Genomic DNA, 19737 nt, shown 5'->3' on the forward strand with positions numbered 1-19737 from the left:
GCCGAGCGTAGAAGTGCGCGAGAATTACCGGCAATTCATCGGGCCAGTGAATCGGCACGCAGCGGAAAGTCACAGCGCTGCTCCATCCGGGCTAGCCCGCGCCCCTGGACGGATGGCGGATTCCCCGCCGCGGCCCGTGGCTCCGCTCGCAGCCCGGCACCACCGGTGGAAGCGTCCGAACAGGACGGTCAGTGCGCGAAGGCGTTCAGGAACCGGTCCCGGAAGGAGTCCATCTTCCAGATCGGTGCCTGCGCGCCCGGGTGCAGGCCGTCCTGCCAGCCCCAGCCGGCGATCCGGTCGAGCACCTTCGGGTCCTTCGCCACGATCGTGATCGGCACGTCGTGGACCGCGCCCTGCGGGGTGACCACCGGCGGCTGGTGGTCGCCGAGGAACACCAGCACCGTGTTCTCGTCGCCGTACTGCTTGACGAACGAGATCACCGTCTTCAGCGAGTAGTCCGTCGCGTCGCGGTAGGCCTCGCGGATCTTCGACGGCTCCTTCCAGACCGACTCCGGCGCTTCGCCCGCCGCGGGCTGGGGGTTGAAGATCGAGCCGTCGCCGACCTGGTTCCAGTCCACCAGCCAGGGCCGGGGCGACCACGGCGCGTGGCTGGAGACGAGGTCGACCTCCGCCATCACCGGCCGCTGCGGGGTGGCGTTCGCCAGCTCCTTGCGCTGCAGCATCGAAAGCGAGAACTGGTCGGGCATGGTCGCGTAGGCGAAGCCCGGGCCGTGGTACCCGATCGAACGGGCGTCGTAGTAGGCGTCCGGGTGGTAGAACCGCTGGCCTTCCGGCCAGTCCTTCGTGTGCGCGGGCACGTCCCAGACCGTCCGCCAGCCCGCCCGCTGGAACGCCCCGCCGAGGGTCAGCCGGTCGCCGGCGAGGAGGTCGTTGTACCGCTGCTGGTTGTCGATCCACATCCCCGACTGCACCGTCGAGTGCGCGAGCCAGCTGCCGCCGCCGAACGTCGACGAGGACAGGAACGCGCTCTTCGCGCCGATGCCGGCCGCGTGCAGTTCGGCCGTGCCCGCGTCGAGCGTCGGGCCGATCTTCGCGCCGATGACCGGGTCGTCGAGCGCGATCCGGCCGTAGCTCTCCACGAACGTCAGCACGACGTTCTTGCCGCGCAGCCCGTTCAGCAGCTGCGGGCCCGGGGTCGAGCGGAACGCGTCTTCGGCGGCGACCTCCTCGAACGGCCGCTGGTCGCGCAGGTCCGCGCCCACCTGGCGCAGGTCGCCGTAGGCCAGCGCGGCGGCGCTCTGCGCGGCGACCGGCTGCCCCGGCGCGATCTCGACACCGAACACCGACGAGACGATCCAGACCACGGAAAGGACGGCCACGACCCGGGTGGCGCCGGTCCGCCGTCCGGCGGCGACGCGGCTCAGCCGCAGCATCGCCAGCACCATAAGCACCACGACGGCCACCGCGAGCAGACCGGCGCCGACCAGCGCGGCGATCGTGGCCGCGTTCCCGATCTGGCCGGCCAGGAACTCGACGCCGGCGTGGAAGAAGCTCCAGTCGTAGACCGGGTCGAACGGCTTCTCCAGCGTCGCGTAGAAGCCGGTGTCGAGGGCTTTCATCAGGGTCAGCAGCCCGAGGCCCAGCCCGGCGAGCACGGCGGCGACGCGGCGCGCCCGCGGCGGCAGGACCAGCAGGACCGCCCCGATGACGAGCCCCTCGACGGGCACGCGCACCAGCGCGGCGGCGGAGAACGAGCTGAGGTCGTCCGGGGCGAGCAGCCCGAACAGCACGAGCAGCGCGGCCAGCGCGGTGAGGGCCCGGCTCGCGACGACGTGCCGCCGCCGCCCGGGCCGGGGCAGCCCGAAGTCGGGCAGGGCCACCCCCGGGACGGGGGTGCGGCGGCGGACGCGCCGCACCAGCGGCAGACCGATGTTTCCAACCATGGCGAGCCTCACGTCGTGGTGCACGGTGATCGCCGGCCCGTGCGGCCGGGCGGCGATCGTCACCCCCGATATACGGGCCGCGGCGGCGCGCGGTTCACGCACCCCGGGTCCGCTCGCCCAGCCGGTGGGCCGGCGTCCGTCATCGCGGGAGGAACCGGACGATCGGCCGCCGCTACCCGCCGGCGATCTGCCCAAACCCCCGCGGACCGCCTTTCACCCGCGCGAACACCCGAAATCCCCGGCACAGGGGAACGAGCGTTGCGGGCCCGCTCGGCCGGTGTTCTCCTCGGGAGGTCCGAAGATCCACTCCGAAGGAGGCCCACGATGAACCTGTTCGACAAGGCGAAGGAAGCGCTCGGGAAACACCCGGACCAGGCCGACCAGGGTGTCGACAAGGCCGCCGAGGCCGCCAAGGAGCGGTTCGGCCAGCACTCCGACAAGATCGACCAGGGCTCGGAGAAGGCGAAGGAGTTCCTGCACAAGCAGGGCGGCGGGCAGCAGGACGCGCCGCCTCAGTGAGCCGTCGCGGGTGATCCCCAGCCGTCCGGGGGAAGCACGCTTCGCCGCCCCCGCGGCTGGGTACCACCGGCTCCGTGGTCGCCACCTACCTCGTCCCCGTCCGGACCGCCCTGCTCCTGTTCCCGCTCGTCGCGCTCGCCGTGATGCTGCCGGCCGCCTTCGTCAGCTACCGCCGCCGCGGCCGCGCCGGCGGGTGGCCGACGTTCGTCTTCTACGCGTTCCTCTTCTACCTGCTGGCGATCGCCACGCAGACGGTGCTGCCGCTGCCCGCCGACCCGGCGTACTGCGCGGGCCACACGTACGCGAGTTCGCCGCAACTGCGGCCCTTCTACTTCGTCGAGGTGGTCTCCCAGCGGGCCCGCGGCCACTGGAGCCCCGGCGCGCTGCTGCACAACCCGGCGGTCTGGACCACCGCGCTCAACGTCGTGATGCTGGCCCCGCTGGGCTTCTACGTCCGCTACGCCCAGCGGATGCGGCTGCTGCCGGCCACCCTGATCGGCTTCGGCGTGTCGCTGTTCTTCGAGCTGACGCAGCTGACCGGCCTCTGGTTCGTCTACCCGTGCCCGTACCGGCTCTTCAGCGTCGACGACCTGATCCTCAACACCGCGGGCGTCGTCGTGGGCTGGCTGCTGGCCGGCCCGCTCGGGCGGCTCCTCCCGTCGCCGGAACCCGAGCACGACCGGCGCCGCTACGCCGCCCGGGTCACCTTCACCCGGCGGCTGTTCGCGCTGGCCACCGACCTGCTCGGGTTCGGCGCGCTGCTCGGGTTCCTCTTCGGCCTGCTGACGCTGTTCGGCGAGGACCTGCGCCACCGCGACACGCCGGTGGTCATCCTCGCCCTCGTGTGGTTCGTCGTTCTGCCCGCCGTGACCGGGTCGACGCCCGGCAAGCGCGCGGTGCTGCTGCGGGTGACCCGCCGCGGCGGCCGCCGGGCCGGACCGGTCGCCCTGCTGGTCCGCAACGGCGTGCTGCTCTCGCCGCTGTGGCTGACCTGGCTGCTGCTGGACCTGGACCGCTGGGACCTGGCCGGCCACCCCGAGCAGCTGCTCCTGCCGGTCGCGCTGGCCGCGTCGGTGTTCGTCGTCGGCGTCTGGACGCCGCTGGCGGTGCTGCTCGACCCCGAGCACCGGGCGCCCTACGAGCGGCTGACCCGCACCGTGAACACCGCCGTCGTGCCGCCGGCGGCCGCGGAACCGGAGCCGGCGCCCGCGCCGCCGGAGAAAGTCCTTAAAGGACAGTAACGGGACACCGGCCTGCCCACGGTCGACAGCGCTGGTAGATTGCGTCCGGAACGGGTTGAGCCGCCAGCCCGTGTCCCGATCCCCATCCAGGAGCTTGTGATGACCACCGACGCAGCGCGGCCCCGGCAGCGGCATTCGGGTGACGGCTGGTCACTCGAAGCGCACGACTCCGGGGGTACCGGCGTGTACACGCTGCGCGGTGAGTTCGACTTCGCGGCCTCGGCGAAGCTGGCCGAGCTGCTCCCGGCCGAGCCCGGCCCCGCGCGGGTCGTCGTGGACATGGCCGAGGTCGCGTACTGCGACTCCAGCTGCCTGCAGGTCCTGCTGCGGCTGGCCCGCGGGCTGCGCGCGGCGGGCGGCCGGTTCGCCGTCGTGTCGGCCTCCCCCGCCGTGACCCGGCCCATCGGCCTGCTCGGCCTCGGCGACGTCATGCCCGTGTACCCGGCCCACGAGTCGGTCGAAGCTTCCTGGGGTGCGGCATGACGACCTCGGACACCCGTGTCGGCGGGCCCGGTTCCGGGCATGAAGAAGGGGAGGGCCTCCCCGCGGGGGCCGGCACGGCGAAGGAGGCGGACGTGAAACTCCGATCGATCCGGCACGAACTCGGCATCTCCCCCGAGCTTTCCGAACTGGCGCGGGTCCGCCACTGGGTCCGGACGGTCCTGCGCGGCTTCCCGGCGCACTTCGTCGGCACCGCGGTCATGGTGGTGGACGAGCTGACGTCGAACGCGCTGCGCCACGGCCGCGCGCCCTACCACGTCCGCCTGCTGCCCAGCGCCGCCAAGCTGCGGATCGAGGTCGACGACAGCGGGGGCGAGAGTGCCCGCCGCCGGACGCCGTCCGACCACGGCGGCCGCGGGCTCCTGCTGGTCGAACGCTGCGCGGCGGCCTGGGGTCAGCTGCGCCGGCCCAGCGGCAAGACCCTGTGGGCCGAGCTGGCCACCGACCCGGATCCGGCGGGCGCCCGTGGCTGATCCGGCGCACACCGCGTCCGCCGTCGCGATCGACGGCACCGCGGGCTGGGCGGGCGCACCGGCCGCGGCCGTGGTGCTCGACCGGTCCGGGACGATCCGCGCCCTCAACGACGCCGCCCACCTGCTGTTCCCCGCCGCCGCACCCGGCCGGCCGGCGGCCGGGACGGTCGCCGGCTGGCTCGTCGAAGCCCACGACCGCGGCTCGGACGAGGTCGTCCGCGGCGAAGTGGGCGACCAGGCGTTCGCCGCGCACCCGGTCCCGCACGGCGAGGCCGTGACCTGGTGGCTGGTCGACGAGACCGACGTCCACTCGGCGCGCGAGGCGCTGGCCCGCGAGCAGGAGCGGACCACGTTCCTCAGCGAGGCCTCCGCCGCGCTGCTGGGCTCGCTCAACCTGGACCGCTGCATGGAGGTCGCCGCCCAGCTCGCCGCCGAGCACCTGGCCGACGCCGCACTCGTCCTGGCCCCCGCCGCGGGGACGACCTTCCCCGCCGTCACCTGCGTGCGCGGTGGCCGGCCGACCCGGTCCCGGCTGGACATCGACCCGGACGACCTGCCCGGCCTCGGCGAAGCGCTGCAGGGCTTCCCGCCGGTGCCGTCGCGCTGGCTCGACCCGGACGCGGCGCCGTCCTGGGTGCTGCCGGAGGGCTTCGGGCCGGTCGGCTCGATCGTCGTGACGCCGCTGCCCGGCCACGGCGTCCCCGCCGGGGCCCTGGTCCTGCTGCGCCGCGGCGACCGGGCGTCGTTCACCGCCCAGGAGGAGCTCTTCGCCCGGCTGTTCGCGGCGCGGGCGGGCGCGGCGATGTCGGCGGCGCGGGTGTTCGCGCTGCAGGCGTCGATCACCGACACGCTCATGCGCGAGCTGCTCCCGCCGACCCTCGAACAGCTCGGGGGCGTCGAGTTCGCCGGCCGCTACCGCCCGGCCCGCGACGGCGAGCGGATCGGCGGCGACTTCTACGACGTCCACTCGGCGGTCACCACCGAAGGCGACGAGTCACTGGCCGTGCTCGGCGACGTCTGCGGCAAGGGCCTCGACGCGGCCGTGCTCACCGGCAAGATCCGCACCACGCTGCGGGCGCTGCTGCCGATGGCCGGCGACCACCACCGGCTGCTCGAACTGCTGAACCGCACGCTCGGCGAGAACGCCGACGCCCGCTACGTCACGCTCGTGCTGGCCTCCGCGCGGCGCGAAGGCGCCACCGTCCGGCTGCGCGTCACGTGTGCGGGACACCCGCCACCGCTGATCGTGCGGGCCGACGGCCGGGTCGAGGAGGCCGACAGCCAGGGCAGCCTGATCGGCGTGCTGCCCGAGATCGAGTCGTCGAGCGCGGACATCACGCTGCACCCCGGCGAGACCTGCCTGCTCTACACCGACGGGATCGTCGAGGCGAAGGGCGGCCCGCTCGGGGACGCCATGTTCGGCGAGGAGCGGCTCATGCAGGCCCTGGCCGAGTGCGCGAACATGCCGGCCGACGCCGTCGTCGAGCGCGTGCAGATGCTCGCCTCGCAGTGGATCGGGCGCGGCACCCACGACGACATGGCCGTGGTGGCGATCACCGCGCCGCGCGGGCAGCACCTGGCCGCGGTGGGCGGCCACGGACGCGGGAGGTACACCGCTTGAGCACCGCTACCCGGAGCACCGGGGTGGCCGAGCACGCCGAACGGCTCTGGTCCGCCGTCACGGCCGGCGACGAGTACACGGCGGGTGACGTCGTGGTCCGGGCCCTCGGCGACGGGACCGACCCGGAGAGCGTGCTGCTCGACGTGATCGGCGCGGTGCAGCGGCGGGTCGGGCGCGAGTGGGCGGCGAACCGCCTCACCGTCGCCCAGGAGCACGCGGCGACCGCGATCAACGACCGCGTCATCGCCGCCTTCGGCTACGTGCTGAAGCGCCCGGAACCGCACCTCGGCCGGATCACCGTCGCGTGCGTCGACGGGGAGTGGCACGCGATGCCGGCCCGGCTGCTGTCCGAAGTGCTCCGGCTGCGCGGGTTCCACGTCGACTACCTGGGCGCGCAGGTGCCGGCCCCGCACCTGGTGGCCCACCTGCACCGGACCGGCCCGGACGCGGTCGCGCTGTCCGGCTCGCTCGCGCCCCGGCTGCCGACGGCGCACGCGACGATCACGGCGTGCCAGGCGGCGGCGACCCCGGTCATCGCGGGCGGCGCCGCCTTCGGGCCCGACGGCCGGTACGCGCGGCTGCTGGGCGCCGAAGCGTGGGCCCCGGACGCGCGGGCGGCCGCCGACCGGCTGGCCGAGCCGCTCCCCCGGCCGCACGCCGCCCACCAGCCGCTCGACGACCTGCCGCACCTGGCCGACCAGGAGTACACGCTCGTCACGCGCAGCTCGGGCCGGCTGGTGAAGACGGTGCTGGCCGGGCTGGAGGAGCGGATCCCGGCCATGCGGGCCTACACCGACCTGCAGCGCCAGTACACGGCCGAGGACCTCGCGCACACCGTCGACTACCTGGCGACCGCGCTCTACGTCGGCGACACCGAGCTGTTCACCGGATACCTGAGCTGGACGGCCGGGATCCTGACCGCGCGGGGCGTCCCGGCGGCCTCGCTCGAGCCGGCCCTCGAGCTGCTCGAAGCGGAACTGCGCGACTTCCCGCGGGCCACCGGCATGCTCCGCACCGCACGAACCCACCTGGCGGAGCCGGCCGCCGGATCGGAGCGGTCCGCATGACTTCCGGGCTCACCTGCACCTGGGTGGTGGAGGACGGCGTCGCCCGCGTGGCGATCGACGGCGACCTCGAGTTCGCGACCACGGGCACGCTGCTGCGGCTGGTCACCGACCGGCTGGCCGGCCCCGCGAGCGTCCACGAGGTGCGGCTGGACTGCGCCGGGATCGGCTTCTGCGACTCCTCCGGGCTGTCGGAGCTGATGAAGGTGCTCCACGTGGCCGCCGACGCGGGCGCCCGGTTGCACCTGGACAACCGCCAGCCCGCCCTGGACCGGCTGCTCACCCGCACCGGCACCGCCGGCTACCTCACCGGCGAAGCGGTGATTTCCCGGGCCCGGCGGGATTCCTGAGCCGGTCCGCCTCCCCCGGAGCGTGGGCGAAGCCGGCATGGCCGACCGGTCCAGCCGCCCGCGCAGCAGTCCGGCCCGCACGCCGTTGCGGACCGAGCGGCGCGTCATCAAGGTCCGTGTCCTGCGCCGTGGGGACCGGCTCGCATCGCCTGCTTGCTCGGTCTCAACCCCTCCACGGTGGACCTCGATCGGGTCACCGGCCAGCCGGTCCGCCGCTACGAGCACGCCGCACACCTAGGGAGTGGGGATGGCCGGGCACACGGTTCCCCTGGCGGGCAGCTGCAGGTCGTCCAGATAGGCCTCGATCCGGCCGGCCACGCACGGGGACGACAGGAACGCGATGTGCGCGTCGCCCGCGTACTTCAGGAGCACACTCCCCCGGATCTGCGCCGACACCCTGGCGACGTTCCCGTACGGCGACCACGGGTTGCCCTCGGCGCCCACGATCAGGATCGGGGGCGCGTCCCGGACGATCGCCGGCCGGGGCGGGTTCGTGCCCGGTGTGCGGCGGCCGACGCAGCCGCTCAGCGCGTCCCACGCCTGGGACGCGCCGCGGGTGTGCGGAGCCAGCCCGGCCACGATCGGCCGGGCCGCGAGCAGATCGGCCGCCGAGGCCGGGTAGTCCTCGCACATGCCGGCCCGCATCGGGTTCCACAGGTCGCGGAAGCCCCACGAGTAGCGGTAGACGAAGGCGAACACCGGGCTCGTGCCGCTCCTCGCCTGCTGGATGGCGGTCGCCAGGTCGGCCCATCCCATGCCGCCGCCCGGGAGGGTCAGGTCGCCGATCTCCAGCAGCTGCTCGGTGAGGAACGCCAGGTCGTCGCCGCGCATCGCGACCGTGGCCTGCTGCGGTTGCGGGCGCCCCGGCTCGGGCGGCAGGTCGAGCCGGACCGGGTGCCGGTCGGCTGCGCGCAGCAGGGCGTCGTAGACCGCAGCCACGTCCTGTCCGTGCAGGACGCAGTTCACCGATCGCCGGCACCACGCCACGAACCGCGTGAATTCACGCTCCACTGTGGACGCGTACTCCGCGGCTCGGACGACCACCGGAACGCTGTGGTCGAGCGGGCTGTCCATCGCCATGGCCCGGACGCGCTGCGGGAACAGCCGCGCGTACGCCTGCCCCGGCCCGGCGTAGCCGTAGAAGAAGAAGCTGGCCCGCTCTTCGCCCAAGGCGGCCCGGACGGCGTCGAGGTCCTTGGCCTGGGTGACGGTGTCCAGGTGGCCGGGCAACGGGCCGGCGCAGCTGGCTTCGTACGTCCGGTTGTGCCGGACCAGCGCGTCGACCTCGGCGGCCGAGCGCGGGAACACGGTCACGCCGGGGTCGTGCACCGGCAGGCCACAGTCGATCGCGTCGGACCGGACCGGCGCGGGCAGCCGGCCGGTGAACGGGTGCACCCCGCCGCCGCGGAGGTCCACGCCGACGAGGTCGAAGTCGCGCAGCAGGCCGGGGAACATCGCGAACACCCCGGCGTGGACGTCGGTGAGCAGGAAGTCGAACCCCACGCCCGGCGCCATGAACAGCACGCCCTTGCGGTGCGCCGGGTCCGCCCGGTGCCGGTTGAAGGCCAGCGTGATCTGCGGCCCGTCCGGCCGAGCCCAGTCCAGCGGGACGGCGATCTTCGTGCATTCCGCACCCACGCCGCAGGGCACCCAGTCAGGGCGTTCCGGGGCGGCGGAGGCGGGTTGAGCGACGACGGCCACGAGCAGGACGACGAGTGCCGCGATCCTTCCCCACATACTTCCCCCATGAGATGTTCGGCTACTAAGATTCTTATCATGGGGTGTGGGTGCTGTCGACCGCGATCGCCGCCTTGGGGGCTGCCTGGCAGAAGTTTCAGCTGGCTGCCGGCTTGCTCGCCGGTCGGCCCCGGGCAGGCCGGGGACGGGCCGATGGTCCCGCGCCTCCTGCGGATTCGCCGAACCGGACGCGGCCGGGCTCACCACCGGCCCGACCGTGCCCGCGGCGAGAAGGCCTACTCCTCACGAGCGATCTGCCGGCCCTGGACCTCCTGGCGTGCCAGCTTCGACGGCCACCAGATCCGCCGCCCGACGTCGATGGTCAGCGCCGGGACCAGCAGGGATCGCACCAGCAGCGTGTCCAGCAGGACCCCGAACGCGACGATGAACGCGATCTGCGCCAGGAACAGGATCGGGATCACCGCCAGCGCCGAGAACGTCGCCGCCAGTACGACGCCGGCCGACGTGATCACCCCGCCCGTCAGCGACAGCCCGCGCAACGTTCCGTCGCGCGTTCCCCGCGTCAGCGCCTCTTCCCGCACCCGGGTCATCAGGAAGATGTTGTAGTCGATCCCCAGCGCCACCAGGAAGACGAAGCCGAACAGCGGCACCACCGGGTCTGCGCCCGGGAAGTCCAGGACGTGGTTGAACATCAGCGCCGACACGCCCATGGTCGCCGCGAACGAAAGGACCACCGTCGCGATCAGCAGCAGCGGGGCCAGCAACGACCGCAGCAGCAGCGCCAGCACCAGGAAGATCACCAGCAGCACGATCGGGATGATCAGCGCCCGGTCGCGCTTCGACGTCTGCTGCGTGTCCAGCTGGATCGCCGTCGGGCCGCCCACCTTGGCGTTCGCCTCCGGGACCGCGTGCACCGCGTCGCGCAGGCGCCCGACCGTCGCGACCGCCGTCTCCGAGTCCGCCGGGTCCGTCAGCACCGACAGGATCTGGACGCGGCCGTTCACCACCTTGGGGCGGCCGTCCGGGCCCGGCAACGGGAACGACTGCGCCACTCCGTCTATTGTGGACGCCTTCAGCACCGCGGGCAGCGCGCCGGCGTCGGCGATCGTGATCGCCGGTGCGCCGAGGCCGCCCGGGAAGTGTCGGCCGAGGATCTCCTGCCCGGTCCCGGATTCGACCTGGGTCAGGAAGACGTCCGACTGCGCGGTGCCGGACGCCTTGAGCTGCGGCAGGAACGCCACGCCGACGCCGAGCACCAGCGCCGTCACCACCCAGACCGTGCGCGGGCGGCGGCCGACCAGGCGCGCCACCCTCCCCCAGATCCCGGACGTCTCCGGGTGCGGCGAACCCAGCGCCGGCTTGAACGGCCAGAACGCGCCGCGCCCGCAGAGGGCCAGTGCGGCGGGCAGGAACGTCGTCGATGCGAGCAGCGCGGCGCCGATGCCGATCGCCGCCACCGGGCCGAGGCCCTTGTTCGAGTTGAGGTCGCTGAACAGCAGGCACAGCACGCCGAGCACGACCGTGCCCGCCGACGCCGCGATCGGTTCGAGCGTCGCGCGCCAGGCGAGTTTCAGCGCGTCGAACCGGCTCGGCGTGTCGCGCAGCTGCTCGCGGAACCGCGCCACCAGCAGGAGCGCGTAGTCGGTCGCGGCGCCGAAGACGAGGATCGAGAGGATGCCCTGGCTCTGGCCGTTCAGCGCGAGGACGTCGTGCTCGGCCAGCAGGTAGACGACGAGGCTGGCGAGCCCGAGCGCGAACACCGCCGACAGCAGCACCAGGAACGGCAGCAGCGGGCTGCGGTAGACGGCGATCAGGATGAGCGCGACCACGCCGCCGGCGACGAGCAGCAGGATGCCGTCGATGCCGCCGAACGCCTTGACCAGGTCGGCGATCTGCCCGGCCGGGCCGGTGACGAGCACGGTGAGCCCGGCCGGCGCGCCGCCGAGCTGCGCCCGGACCTCCTTGACGACGTCGGCGGGGTTGCCGTCGGCGAAGATCGGCACGGCGAGCTGCGCGGCCTGGTCGTCGCGCGGCGCCTGCTCCGGCTTGCCGAGCGGGCCGGCCACCCCCGGCACGCGGCCCAGCTCCTGGGCCTTGGCCTCGAGGAACCGCCGGTCGTCCGCGGTCAGGCCGCCGGCGCGCTCGGCGACGACGGTGGCGGGCAGGACCTGGCGCGGGGTGAACGCCTTCTGCTCGTCGGAGACCTCGGTGGCCTCCGCCGAGCGCGGCAGGAAGGCGGCGTTGTCGTTCTTCGCGACCTCGCTCAGCTTGCCGGCGAACGGGCCGCCGAACCCGCCGAGGCCCAGCCAGGCGATCACCAGGAGGGCCGGGATCAGCCAGCGGAGGCGGCGCGGGGAGTCGTTCATGGTCGCTAAGGTCCTTTCGAGCGCGAACACGCCCAATTGTTCAGCAAGCTGAACATTCTGCACGACGACCCGTGAGTGACGGTGAACACAGCGATGGTGAGCACGGCCCCCGAACCCGACCTGAGCACGTGGCCGACCGGCCGGCTGCTCGCCGTGGCCGCACGGCTGGTGGAGCAACGCTGGGTCGCCGTGCTCGACGGCATGGGCCTCACCCACGCGGGCCTCATCGCGCTGCACACCCTGCGCGACGGGCCGCTCCCCCAGCGGACGCTGGCCCAGCGCTGCCAGGTGACCGACCAGACGATGAGCCGCACGCTCGACCGCCTGGCCAAGGCCGGGTTCGTCAGCCGGGCCGCGGACCCCGCCGACGCCCGCCGCCAGCTCACGCGGCTGACCCCGCGCGGCCGGGAGGTGCACGAGCGGGCCGTGCGCGCCGAACCCGCGCTGCTCGGCAGCCTGGGTGACGACGGCGCCTTCCGCGCCGGCCTGCTGGACCTCATCACCCGGCTGTCGGCGGGCGATTGAGAGCGCGCGCCGGTGGGTAGATCTTCCTACATGTGGATCGCGGTGAGCACCCCAGTGGCCGTCCTGATCGCTACCGTCCTCATGGAGCGGTTCGAGCGCCGGTGCCGGCTGGTGCCGAGCCCCGAAACCGAACGCGCGCCGGCCCGCGGCTGACGCGGAAAGGTTGATCCGTGTTCAACGGAAATCCCCGGTCCGGCGGACACGGCAAAACCCGCTCACCGGCGAGGGGTTCCGGTGAGCGGGCGCCGCGGCAATAACCTCCCGAATTCAGCAGGTCTTCCACGCGAAGTGGTAAATCGTGTCCACGCTCGCGTGTTCGGAATCCATTTCGATGAAACTTCCGCCGGACGACGAACCCGCGTCCGCCCGCAGTTCCGCATTGATGTTCAGGTTGCGGCTCTCGCCGCACGGGGCGAACACCAGCTCGGCCACGTCGGTGGTGTCGGTGGCCCGCCACACGCCGTGGAACGGACCGGGGAAGGTGTGGCGCACCCGGGCGGTCGGCGCCGTCCCGGCGAAGTAGTAGTTGGCTTGTTCGAGGGCGCTCGCCCCGCTCTCGATGTGCGCGAAGCCGCGGTACTCCGCCTCGGCGATCGCATACGTGAACCCTTGCGGCACATGGACGAGCACGTTGATCTGGCAGTTCTTCCGGGCTTCGAGCGCGGACGCGCCGCCGCCCGCCTTCGCGGTGAAGTTCGTGTAGTGCACCGTGAACGAGGTGTTGTCGGACGCGACGTCGGCGGACGCGGTGGCCGTGCCCGCCGGGCAGCCGGAGCCGTTGATCGTCTTGATGTCGAGCGTGATCTTTTCGCTCGGCGCCGACATCGCCGCAGAATCGACGGGAGCGACGAGGGTGGACAGAATCATTGCGCCTACGACCGACATACCGAGCATGACGCTCCTCCAAATGGGCCACGGTGCCTAGGTGGTGATGATGATCGCGCGCGGAGAGGATCGTAGCGCGATCGCAACCTTTTCGACGGCCACTGAACGGAGTAACACGACAGCGGAGCGCGCGGGAAATCCATTTCCCGCTATTTCCCGTTTCCCGGGGCTCGAAATGCGGAGAATCGAAGGTCAAGACGACTGGTTCAGACCACCCACGCGCAGGGAGCGGGGCGGGGTGACGCCTCCGAGCAACGCTTCGGCGTCGAGTGTCACCGCCGTGCTCCCCCGGTCCGCGAACCGCCGTGCCACCAGCGCGCCCGGGTTCTCGACCCGGTCCACGCGCCCGGACAGGAACGCCCACTCATGCTCGTCGGAGCCGAAGTACAGCACCGCGCCGAACACCTCGCGGAACCGCCGCCAGGACGCGCGCAGCGTCTCGTTGCGCCACAGCGTCGGGCAGCCCGCCTGGCACGCCACCACCCCGCCCGGCGCCAGCAGGCGCGCGCAGCGGGCGAGGAAATCAGTGCCGTACAAGCGGTTGTGCTGCGCGTCCGGATCGGTGTTCTCGTCCGGCAGGTCGATCACGACCACGTCGTAGGTGTCACCCCGGCCCTCGGCCTCGGCGAGGAAGACCCAGCCGTCCACATAGGACACCCGGACCGGCCCCTCCCCGCGCTCGGCCCGCGCCAGCTCCGCCGGGGTGTAGCCGTAGGGCAGGTGCTCGGCGCAGGCGCGGACGGCCTGTTCGTCGATGTCGACGTGGTCGACGTGCACCGCGCCGGCGTCGACTGCGAGCCGGCTCGCCACGCCCTCGCTCGACCCGACGATCAGCACCCGCCGCACCCGCTCGGCCAGCAGCAGCGCGGGCACCATCAGGGCTTCGTGGTACACCAGCTGGCTCGCCTCGGTGCTTTGGCGCTCGCCGTCGCAGAACAGCGAAACCCCCTGCGCGGTGGTCCCGATCAGCACCTCCTGGTACGGCGTGCGTTCGTGGAACCGCACCTCGCCGACCTCCCAGACGCGGGTGAGGCCGGCGCCGACCGGTTCGTGGATCAGGGGCATCAGCGTTCTCCCCGGTGGAGGACCGACAGGTGGACCGGCGCGGCGTCCAGGGACTTGGCCAGCAGCCGCAGGGCGTGCTCGGGATCGGCGCGTTCCCCGCAGGTGAACACGTCGGCGAAGAGCGACCCGTGTTCCGGGTAGGTGTGGACGGAGGCGTGCGACTCGGCCAGCAGCGCGATCACCGTGGCGCCCTGCGGTGCGAACCGCTGCGCGACGACGTCGAGGACGGTGGCGCCCGCCTCCGTCACCGCGGCCCGCAGCAGCTCGCCGAGGCGGGCCGGGTCGTCGAGCAGGCCCGGGTCGACGCCGTGCAGCTCGGCGAGCACGTGCCGCCCGGTGAACCGGCCGACGTCAGGCATCGCCCCACCTCCCGAGGCAGTAGGTGCGCAGCGGCTCGATCCCGTTGAACCCGACCGAGGCGTAGCTCGCGGTGTAGGCCCCGGTGCCGGGCAGGTCGAGCCCATCACCGCTGCGCAGCGACAGCGGCAGCCGGTACGGCGTCCGCTGGTAGAGCACGTCGTCGCCGTCGCAGGTGGGCCCGGCGAGCACCACCGGCCCGTCCGGGCCGTCGTGGGCCGCCACCGGTTCGAACCGGTAGGCGATGGCTTCGTTCTCGGCCTCGGCGAGCCCGTTGTAGCGGCCGATGTCGAGGTAGACCCAGCGGCGGGTGTCCCGCTGCGCGACCAGCACGACCTCGGTCCGCAGCAGGCCGGCGTCGGCGACCAGCACCCGGCCGGGCTCGAGCAGCAGCTCCGGCCGGTCCTCCGGGAACGCGGTCTCGAGCGCCGTCGCGATGGTCGACGCGTACGCGGCCAGCGACGGGACGGCGGTGCGGTGCGCCGTGGCGAAGCCGCCACCGAGGTTGAGCCGGGTCATGGCGACACCGTGCGCCGCGGCCTCGCCGAACAGCTTCGCCGCCGTGGCGATGCCGATCTCCCAGGCGCCGACGTCCGGCTGCTGCGAACCGACGTGGAAGGCGATGCCCGGCCGCAGCCCGAGCGCGGCCGCGCGCAGCACCAGGTCGAGGGCTTCGGCCGGGGCGCAGCCGAACTTCCGCCCGAACGGCGTCACCGAATCCGGGGCGTCGAGTACGACCCGGATCGACACCGCCGAGCCCGGTGCGTGCCGGCCCAGGTGGTCGACGTCGGCGGGGGCGTCCGAAGTGAACTCCCGGACCCCGCGGTCGAACGCGAAGGCGATGTCCCGCGGTTTCTTGATCGGGTTGCCGTAGGCGATGTCCGCCGGGGCGGCGCCGCGGCCGAGGCACAGGTCCAGTTCGGCCGGCCCGGCGACGTCGAAGCCGATCCCGGCCGCCACCAGCGCGTCGAGCACCGGCGGCGCCGGGTTGGCCTTGACCGCGTACCGGATCAGCGCACCGGGGAACGCCGCGCCGAACTCCCGCGCCCGCGCCGCGACGACGTCGGTGTCGACGACCAGGCACGGCGTCGGCGGCTCACGCTCCTCGAGGAAGCGGCGGATCCGGGTGTAGTCGGCGCACACGGGCGCCAGTGTCGCAAACCGGCGTCAGACGAACCGCCACAGGTGGTCCGGTGTCCCGTTGTCGTCCCACTGGGTCGCCTGGGCACCGTCCGCCGTGGACTGCTGGTCGACCGCCAGGACCTTGCCGCTGCGGACGTTGACGAGCTTGGACCAGCCGCCGCCGGCGTCGACGATCCGCCAGTTGTGGTCCGGCGTGCCGTTGTCGCGGTACTGCTGGACGTGCGCGCCGTTGTCGAGGCTCTGGTCGTGCACGGCGAGGACCTTGCCGCTGTTGCGGTTGACGATCCGGACGGTGCCGTCGCCGTTGTCCACGACGGCCCACAGGTGGTCGGCGGTGCCGTTGTCCGACCACTGCGTCACCTCGGCCATGTCGGCCAGGGACATGTCCGAGACGGCCAGCACCTTGCCCGAGCGCTGGTTCTGCAGCTTCCGCCAGACGGTCGCCGACGCGGCGGGCCGGGTCAGCAGCGCGAGGTAGCCACCGGCGACCGGGCGGGCCTGAAAGCCGCGCTGGGTGGCGTCGGCGACGACGTACCAGTCGCTGAACGGCACCCGCTGGGGCGTGGTGTCGGCGTAGCTGTAGACGCCTTCGACGAGCGTGGTGCGGATGTTCGGCTGGTCGGCGAGCCAGGCCGCGGTCCACAGTTCCCAGTCGGCCTTCGTGTAGTTGTTGCGCGGGTCGAGCAGGACGCCGTGGGCGCCGGCGCGGCCCTGGTACCAGGCGGCCTCCTGCGCGGCGACGCCGAGCGGGACCAGGTCGAGGCCGAGCACGCGGTCGGCGAAGCCGTTGTACTTGAGGCTCCAGGTGCCCGGCTGGTCGTAGGCGAGCCGCAGGTGCTGGCCGTCCTCGGCGAGCGTCACCCACTGGCTGACGTAGCCGCGCGAGGTCGACCGGTACCGCTGGGTGTCGGCCGCGTTGCCGGTCGCGGCGGCGATGATGCCCATCGCGCCGACGCCGATGATGCCCTTCAGGGCGAGGTTCGCGCTGTGGGCGATGAAGCCGGTGAAGTCGTCGGTCTGGTTCTGGAAGCCGGGGTCGAGGGTGTTGGCGACCAGGTATTCGGCCCACTGCCGCAGGATCCGGTAGTGGGTGGTCGCGAAGGCGACGGCGTCGGCTTGCGGCAGCCGCTGCACCAGCGCGGCGGCCATGATCAGCAGGTTGGCCGACTCCTCGACGGGCATGCTTTCCTCGTTGCCGTCGTTGTGCCCGGTCGCGTCCGGGTAGTGCGTGCCGAGGTCGTGCTCGGCGAACGGCATCGGCCAGCCGCCGCGCTCGGCGTAGTCGAGCAACGGCTCCAGCAGCAGGCGCAGGTAGGCGGGCGAAAGGTAGAGGTAGGCCGGGAACGCCGGATAAGTGACGTCCACTGTGGACATGTTGCCGTTGGAGGAGATCTCCTTGAGGAACGCCCAGGGCGCGCCGCCGCGGTCGACCAGTTCGGTGCCGCCGAAGGCCTGGCGCAGGGCGAGCGCGCAGATCCCGGCGTAGTGCTCACCGGTGCTGCCGCCCCCGGCCGCGGCGACGGCGTCGTCGTGCAGCCGCTGGTCGATCGAGGTGGCGGCGGCGAGTGCGGCGGCGTAGTCGTTCGCGAACCAGACCGCCATGTCCGGCCAGGTGCTCCAGTAGTGCGTCCACCAGGGACGGAGTTCGCTGCCGAGGTAGCGGACCGCGGGCGTGCGGACGTGCCCGATCGCCAGGGTGAAGGGCGTGGCCGCCCCGCCGGCGGGGATCGTGCCGAGGTTCTTGTTGAAGGCGAGCACCGGCCAGCGGTCGTCGATGGCGCGGGGCTGGGCGGTGTCGCTGGTGTTGTTCAGGACGCCTTGGCCCGCCGACGCGGCGCGCACGACGGTGTCCTGCCCGATCTGCCAGGTGGTTCCGGAGGCCGGGGCGGCGAGGACGAGGGAGCCCCAGCCGGCCTGGTCGCCGTTCTCCTGGAGCACACCGGGGTTCGCGGGGGTGCAGCTGAGCAGGGTGTAGCCGCCGGTTTGCTGCTGCGTCCAGGTGACGGGGGTAGCGGTGTTGCCGTGCACCCACTCGGCGGAGGTGTCGAAGTGCAGGTCGACGGCGTGCGCGCGGCCATCGGCGCTGGCGGCCTGGATGGTGACGTAGCCGAAGGGGATGCACTGGCGTTGCAGGTTCGCGGGATCGACCGGGGAGAAGAAGGTGACGGTGAGGTTCACGCCGCCGCCGGTGAGGAGGTAGGTCGAGCGGGTGCCGGTGACCTGGAGGCTGACCTGGGTCATCGGGGTGGGCGCCGGACTGCCGGGCGCGCCGGCGAAGAGGTAGGCGGTGCCGTCGATGCGGGCGATGCCGCAGAGGGCGGTGGTGTGGCCGGTCCAGAAGCTGGACCAGGTGCCGGTGAGGGTGTCGGCGGGCTGCCAGGTGGAGAGGTAGGGCGAGCGGACGATCAGCGGGGTGGCCGGCGGGCGGATCGGGCTGAAGGTCCCGGCGGCGGCTTCGGTGACTGGGGCTGCCGCGGGTGTCGCTGCGGGTGCGGCTTCGGCGGTCGCGGGGAGCCAGATTGTGGCGGTGACGGCTGCGGTGGTGCCTCCGGCCAGACGGAGCAGGTCGCGGCGGGTGAGGTGGCCGGTTTCCCGGGTTCGGTGCTGATGCTGGCCCTGGTATCGGTCTCGATTTCGGTTTTGAGAGGACATCGGTGACCCCTTCCAACGGCGTGCGAGCCGGGCAGGGACTTTTTTACATCGTTGGTACAACGTTGTAAATCCGCCGAAGGTCGGCGCCGGAGTAGGGTGTGGACCAGTGGAGCCGCAGGTCCACACGGGTTTCCGGCCGCTGGCAACCGCCCCAGGCCCGCCAGGGCCACTCGCGCTGCCTCAGCCGATTTCCGGCCTCGCACCCGCCTCGGTCCGAACCACGCCCGCCGACCCGAGCCGCTCGCCGCGCCCTGGCCGCGCCCGCGGCCGCCGGTCAACCCGCACCACACCAGCCCAAGCCACACCAGCCAACCCGAGCCACTCGCCCCACCCCGGCCGACCCGCGCCGCCCGGCCCGCGCCAACCAACCCGAGCCGCATCAACCGCCCCCAAGGCTCCGGCCCACCGCCCGCCGCGGGCAGGTCAAGCCGTGCGGCTGGGCCGGTCCGAGGGCGGCCACACGTACGGCAGGTCCGGCGCCACCCCCGGGAACAGCGCGCCGTAGTGGTCCGGGTCTTTCCGCACCAGGGCCGACTGGTGGCTGCGGTGGACCGCTTCGTCGCCCAGCCACGGTGGCACGTCGCCCGCCGCCGTCAGGTCGCGCTGCGTCCGGATCTCCGTCTTGCCCACCGACCGGGTGAACTCCTCCCCCAGCTTCGCCGCGCACGTGTCCGCCGCGCCCAGCTCGCACCACACCGCGCACACCTCCAGGCCGTAGCGCGTCAACGCTTCCTCGTACCCCGTCCACATCTTCGCCGCCGGGTGGTGGCGCCAGCCGTAGCCGGGGATCACCAGCGCGCGCAGCACCTGGAGCGCCTCCACGCGCTGCTTGCCGAGGCGGCGGCGGTCGAGCGTGCGGGCGCTGGCGGTGAAGTCGGTGCACGGCAGGAACGTCTGCATCCCGGCCGGGTACCCCGCATCCGCCCGCCGACGCGGGGAAAGCCGCGGCGGCCCCGACCGCGGGATCGGGGCCGCCGCCGGGGTCACCGGGGGCGCGCCTTGGCCGTGACGGCCGCTTCCGGTTCGACGCTCACCCGCGGGCGCAGGGGCCGGGCTTCGAGGCCCTCGACGTCGATCACCAGGAACCAGTGGGCGTTCGCCGGGATGTGGATCTTGAACATCGGTGCGGTGGCCACCCCGCCGTGCATCCGGTAGTACTGCCGGCGCCGGTAGGCCTGGAAGTTGACCGCGGTCAGGAGCCTGACGTTGGCCATCGCGTCCAGGCGGACGGTGACCACCGCGTCTCTTCGGACCTTCCCCAGGTCGAACACGCTCGCTTCCATTTCGTCCCTCTTCCACGCGTGGTTTTCGGTTCGGATTCGACGGTCGCGGGCAGCGCGGATCGCGCCGCGCAGCACACGACGGGCGGAAGA

18 protein-coding genes and 1 pseudogene are annotated in these 19737 nt (G+C 73.0%); 9 read left to right on the plus strand and 10 right to left on the minus strand.

The window, feature by feature from the left end; all coding sequences use genetic code 11:
- Positions 1–188: 188 nt before the first annotated feature.
- Positions 189–1904 carry a sulfatase gene (locus ACWDN5_RS08780; protein WP_449675653.1) on the minus strand — a complete coding sequence of 572 codons (1716 nt, stop codon included), beginning with the start codon at positions 1902–1904 and terminating at the stop codon, positions 189–191.
- A gap of 324 nt (positions 1905–2228) precedes the next feature.
- Here ACWDN5_RS08780 and ACWDN5_RS08785 point away from each other — a divergent pair, with 324 nt between their 5' ends.
- From ACWDN5_RS08785 to ACWDN5_RS08820, 8 genes and pseudogenes are all read left to right on the plus strand, one after another.
- Positions 2229–2423, plus strand: coding sequence for an antitoxin (locus ACWDN5_RS08785; protein WP_310973145.1), 195 nt, complete (start codon positions 2229–2231; stop codon positions 2421–2423).
- 74 nt (positions 2424–2497) lie between these two features.
- Positions 2498–3664, plus strand: a complete 1167-nt coding sequence (locus ACWDN5_RS08790; RefSeq protein ID WP_449675610.1) for a VanZ family protein — start codon at positions 2498–2500, stop codon at positions 3662–3664.
- Positions 3665–3763: 99 nt separating this feature from the next.
- Positions 3764–4147, plus strand: a complete 384-nt coding sequence (locus ACWDN5_RS08795; RefSeq protein ID WP_449675611.1) for an STAS domain-containing protein — start codon at positions 3764–3766, stop codon at positions 4145–4147.
- Between the two features lie 92 nt (positions 4148–4239).
- Positions 4240–4638 (plus strand): ATP-binding protein, encoded by a 399-nt coding sequence (locus tag ACWDN5_RS08800; protein ID WP_310973148.1) that lies wholly within the window; start codon positions 4240–4242, stop codon positions 4636–4638.
- Positions 4631–6259 (plus strand): PP2C family protein-serine/threonine phosphatase, encoded by a 1629-nt coding sequence (locus tag ACWDN5_RS08805; RefSeq protein WP_449675613.1) that lies wholly within the window; start codon positions 4631–4633, stop codon positions 6257–6259. The genes ACWDN5_RS08800 and ACWDN5_RS08805 overlap by 8 nt, the downstream gene beginning before the upstream one ends.
- Positions 6256–7326, plus strand: a complete 1071-nt coding sequence (locus ACWDN5_RS08810; RefSeq protein WP_449675614.1) for a cobalamin B12-binding domain-containing protein — start codon at positions 6256–6258, stop codon at positions 7324–7326. The genes ACWDN5_RS08805 and ACWDN5_RS08810 overlap by 4 nt, the downstream gene beginning before the upstream one ends.
- Positions 7323–7673 carry an STAS domain-containing protein gene (locus ACWDN5_RS08815; RefSeq protein WP_310973151.1) on the plus strand — a complete coding sequence of 117 codons (351 nt, stop codon included), beginning with the start codon at positions 7323–7325 and terminating at the stop codon, positions 7671–7673. Before ACWDN5_RS08810 ends, ACWDN5_RS08815 begins: the two co-directional genes overlap by 4 nt.
- A gap of 16 nt (positions 7674–7689) precedes the next feature.
- Positions 7690–7904, plus strand: a pseudogene (locus ACWDN5_RS08820) (IS481 family transposase); the annotation flags it as partial.
- Between the two features lie 3 nt (positions 7905–7907).
- On the opposite strand, the gene ACWDN5_RS08825 reads toward ACWDN5_RS08820, so the two are convergent.
- Together ACWDN5_RS08825 and ACWDN5_RS08830 are read right to left on the minus strand one after the other, a co-directional pair.
- Entirely contained in the window at positions 7908–9410 is a 1503-nt protein-coding gene (locus tag ACWDN5_RS08825; protein WP_449675615.1) for an alpha/beta hydrolase, read from the minus strand.
- Between the two features lie 236 nt (positions 9411–9646).
- Entirely contained in the window at positions 9647–11737 is a 2091-nt protein-coding gene (locus ACWDN5_RS08830; protein ID WP_449675616.1) for an MMPL family transporter, read from the minus strand.
- Positions 11738–11830: 93 nt separating this feature from the next.
- Between ACWDN5_RS08830 and ACWDN5_RS08835 the strand changes: the two genes are divergently transcribed.
- Positions 11831–12262, plus strand: coding sequence for a MarR family winged helix-turn-helix transcriptional regulator (locus ACWDN5_RS08835; RefSeq protein ID WP_310973242.1), 432 nt, complete (start codon positions 11831–11833; stop codon positions 12260–12262).
- A gap of 267 nt (positions 12263–12529) precedes the next feature.
- Here the strand turns inward: ACWDN5_RS08835 and ACWDN5_RS08840 are convergent, their stop codons facing one another.
- The 7 genes from ACWDN5_RS08840 to ACWDN5_RS08870 form a co-directional block, all read right to left on the minus strand.
- Complete coding sequence (locus ACWDN5_RS08840) at positions 12530–13156, minus strand: DUF4360 domain-containing protein (protein WP_310973154.1); 627 nt, start codon at positions 13154–13156, stop codon at positions 12530–12532.
- A 183-nt stretch (positions 13157–13339) separates the two neighbouring features.
- The gene (locus ACWDN5_RS08845) at positions 13340–14212 is read right to left on the minus strand and encodes a spermidine synthase (RefSeq protein WP_449675618.1); all 873 of its coding nucleotides are present in this window, start codon (positions 14210–14212) and stop codon (positions 13340–13342) included.
- A complete protein-coding gene (gene speD, locus ACWDN5_RS08850; protein ID WP_449675619.1) occupies positions 14212–14571 on the minus strand; it encodes an adenosylmethionine decarboxylase in 360 nt (119 codons plus the stop codon). Before speD ends, ACWDN5_RS08845 begins: the two co-directional genes overlap by 1 nt.
- Positions 14564–15712, minus strand: a complete 1149-nt coding sequence (locus ACWDN5_RS08855; protein WP_449675621.1) for a type III PLP-dependent enzyme — start codon at positions 15710–15712, stop codon at positions 14564–14566. The genes speD and ACWDN5_RS08855 overlap by 8 nt, the downstream gene beginning before the upstream one ends.
- 24 nt (positions 15713–15736) lie before the next feature.
- The gene (locus ACWDN5_RS08860; protein WP_449675623.1) at positions 15737–18364 is read right to left on the minus strand and encodes a glutaminase domain-containing protein; all 2628 of its coding nucleotides are present in this window, start codon (positions 18362–18364) and stop codon (positions 15737–15739) included.
- A gap of 423 nt (positions 18365–18787) precedes the next feature.
- Positions 18788–19264 (minus strand): MSMEG_6728 family protein, encoded by a 477-nt coding sequence (locus tag ACWDN5_RS08865; protein WP_449675625.1) that lies wholly within the window; start codon positions 19262–19264, stop codon positions 18788–18790.
- Positions 19265–19347: 83 nt separating this feature from the next.
- Positions 19348–19647 carry a DUF1883 domain-containing protein gene (locus tag ACWDN5_RS08870; RefSeq protein ID WP_310973160.1) on the minus strand — a complete coding sequence of 100 codons (300 nt, stop codon included), beginning with the start codon at positions 19645–19647 and terminating at the stop codon, positions 19348–19350.
- Positions 19648–19737: the final 90 nt, after the last annotated feature.

The sequence above is a fragment of the Amycolatopsis sp. NPDC003731 genome (assembly GCF_053586895.1).

What these genes read in the sequence shown, in the direction of transcription:
- ACWDN5_RS08780 (WP_449675653.1), bottom strand. Translation starts at nt 1,904, where the DNA reads ATGGTTGGAAACATCGGTCTGCCGCTGGTGCGGCGCGTCCGCCGCCGC.
- ACWDN5_RS08785 (WP_310973145.1), top strand. Translation starts at nt 2,229, where the DNA reads ATGAACCTGTTCGACAAGGCGAAGGAAGCGCTCGGGAAACACCCGGAC.
- ACWDN5_RS08795 (WP_449675611.1), top strand. Translation starts at nt 3,764, where the DNA reads ATGACCACCGACGCAGCGCGGCCCCGGCAGCGGCATTCGGGTGACGGC.
- ACWDN5_RS08815 (WP_310973151.1), top strand. Translation starts at nt 7,323, where the DNA reads ATGACTTCCGGGCTCACCTGCACCTGGGTGGTGGAGGACGGCGTCGCC.
- ACWDN5_RS08825 (WP_449675615.1), bottom strand. Translation starts at nt 9,410, where the DNA reads ATGTGGGGAAGGATCGCGGCACTCGTCGTCCTGCTCGTGGCCGTCGTC.
- ACWDN5_RS08830 (WP_449675616.1), bottom strand. Translation starts at nt 11,737, where the DNA reads ATGAACGACTCCCCGCGCCGCCTCCGCTGGCTGATCCCGGCCCTCCTG.
- ACWDN5_RS08835 (WP_310973242.1), top strand. Translation starts at nt 11,831, where the DNA reads ATGGTGAGCACGGCCCCCGAACCCGACCTGAGCACGTGGCCGACCGGC.
- ACWDN5_RS08840 (WP_310973154.1), bottom strand. Translation starts at nt 13,156, where the DNA reads ATGCTCGGTATGTCGGTCGTAGGCGCAATGATTCTGTCCACCCTCGTC.
- ACWDN5_RS08845 (WP_449675618.1), bottom strand. Translation starts at nt 14,212, where the DNA reads ATGCCCCTGATCCACGAACCGGTCGGCGCCGGCCTCACCCGCGTCTGG.
- speD (WP_449675619.1), bottom strand. Translation starts at nt 14,571, where the DNA reads ATGCCTGACGTCGGCCGGTTCACCGGGCGGCACGTGCTCGCCGAGCTG.
- ACWDN5_RS08860 (WP_449675623.1), bottom strand. Translation starts at nt 18,364, where the DNA reads ATGTCCTCTCAAAACCGAAATCGAGACCGATACCAGGGCCAGCATCAG.
- ACWDN5_RS08865 (WP_449675625.1), bottom strand. Translation starts at nt 19,264, where the DNA reads ATGCAGACGTTCCTGCCGTGCACCGACTTCACCGCCAGCGCCCGCACG.
- ACWDN5_RS08870 (WP_310973160.1), bottom strand. Translation starts at nt 19,647, where the DNA reads ATGGAAGCGAGCGTGTTCGACCTGGGGAAGGTCCGAAGAGACGCGGTG.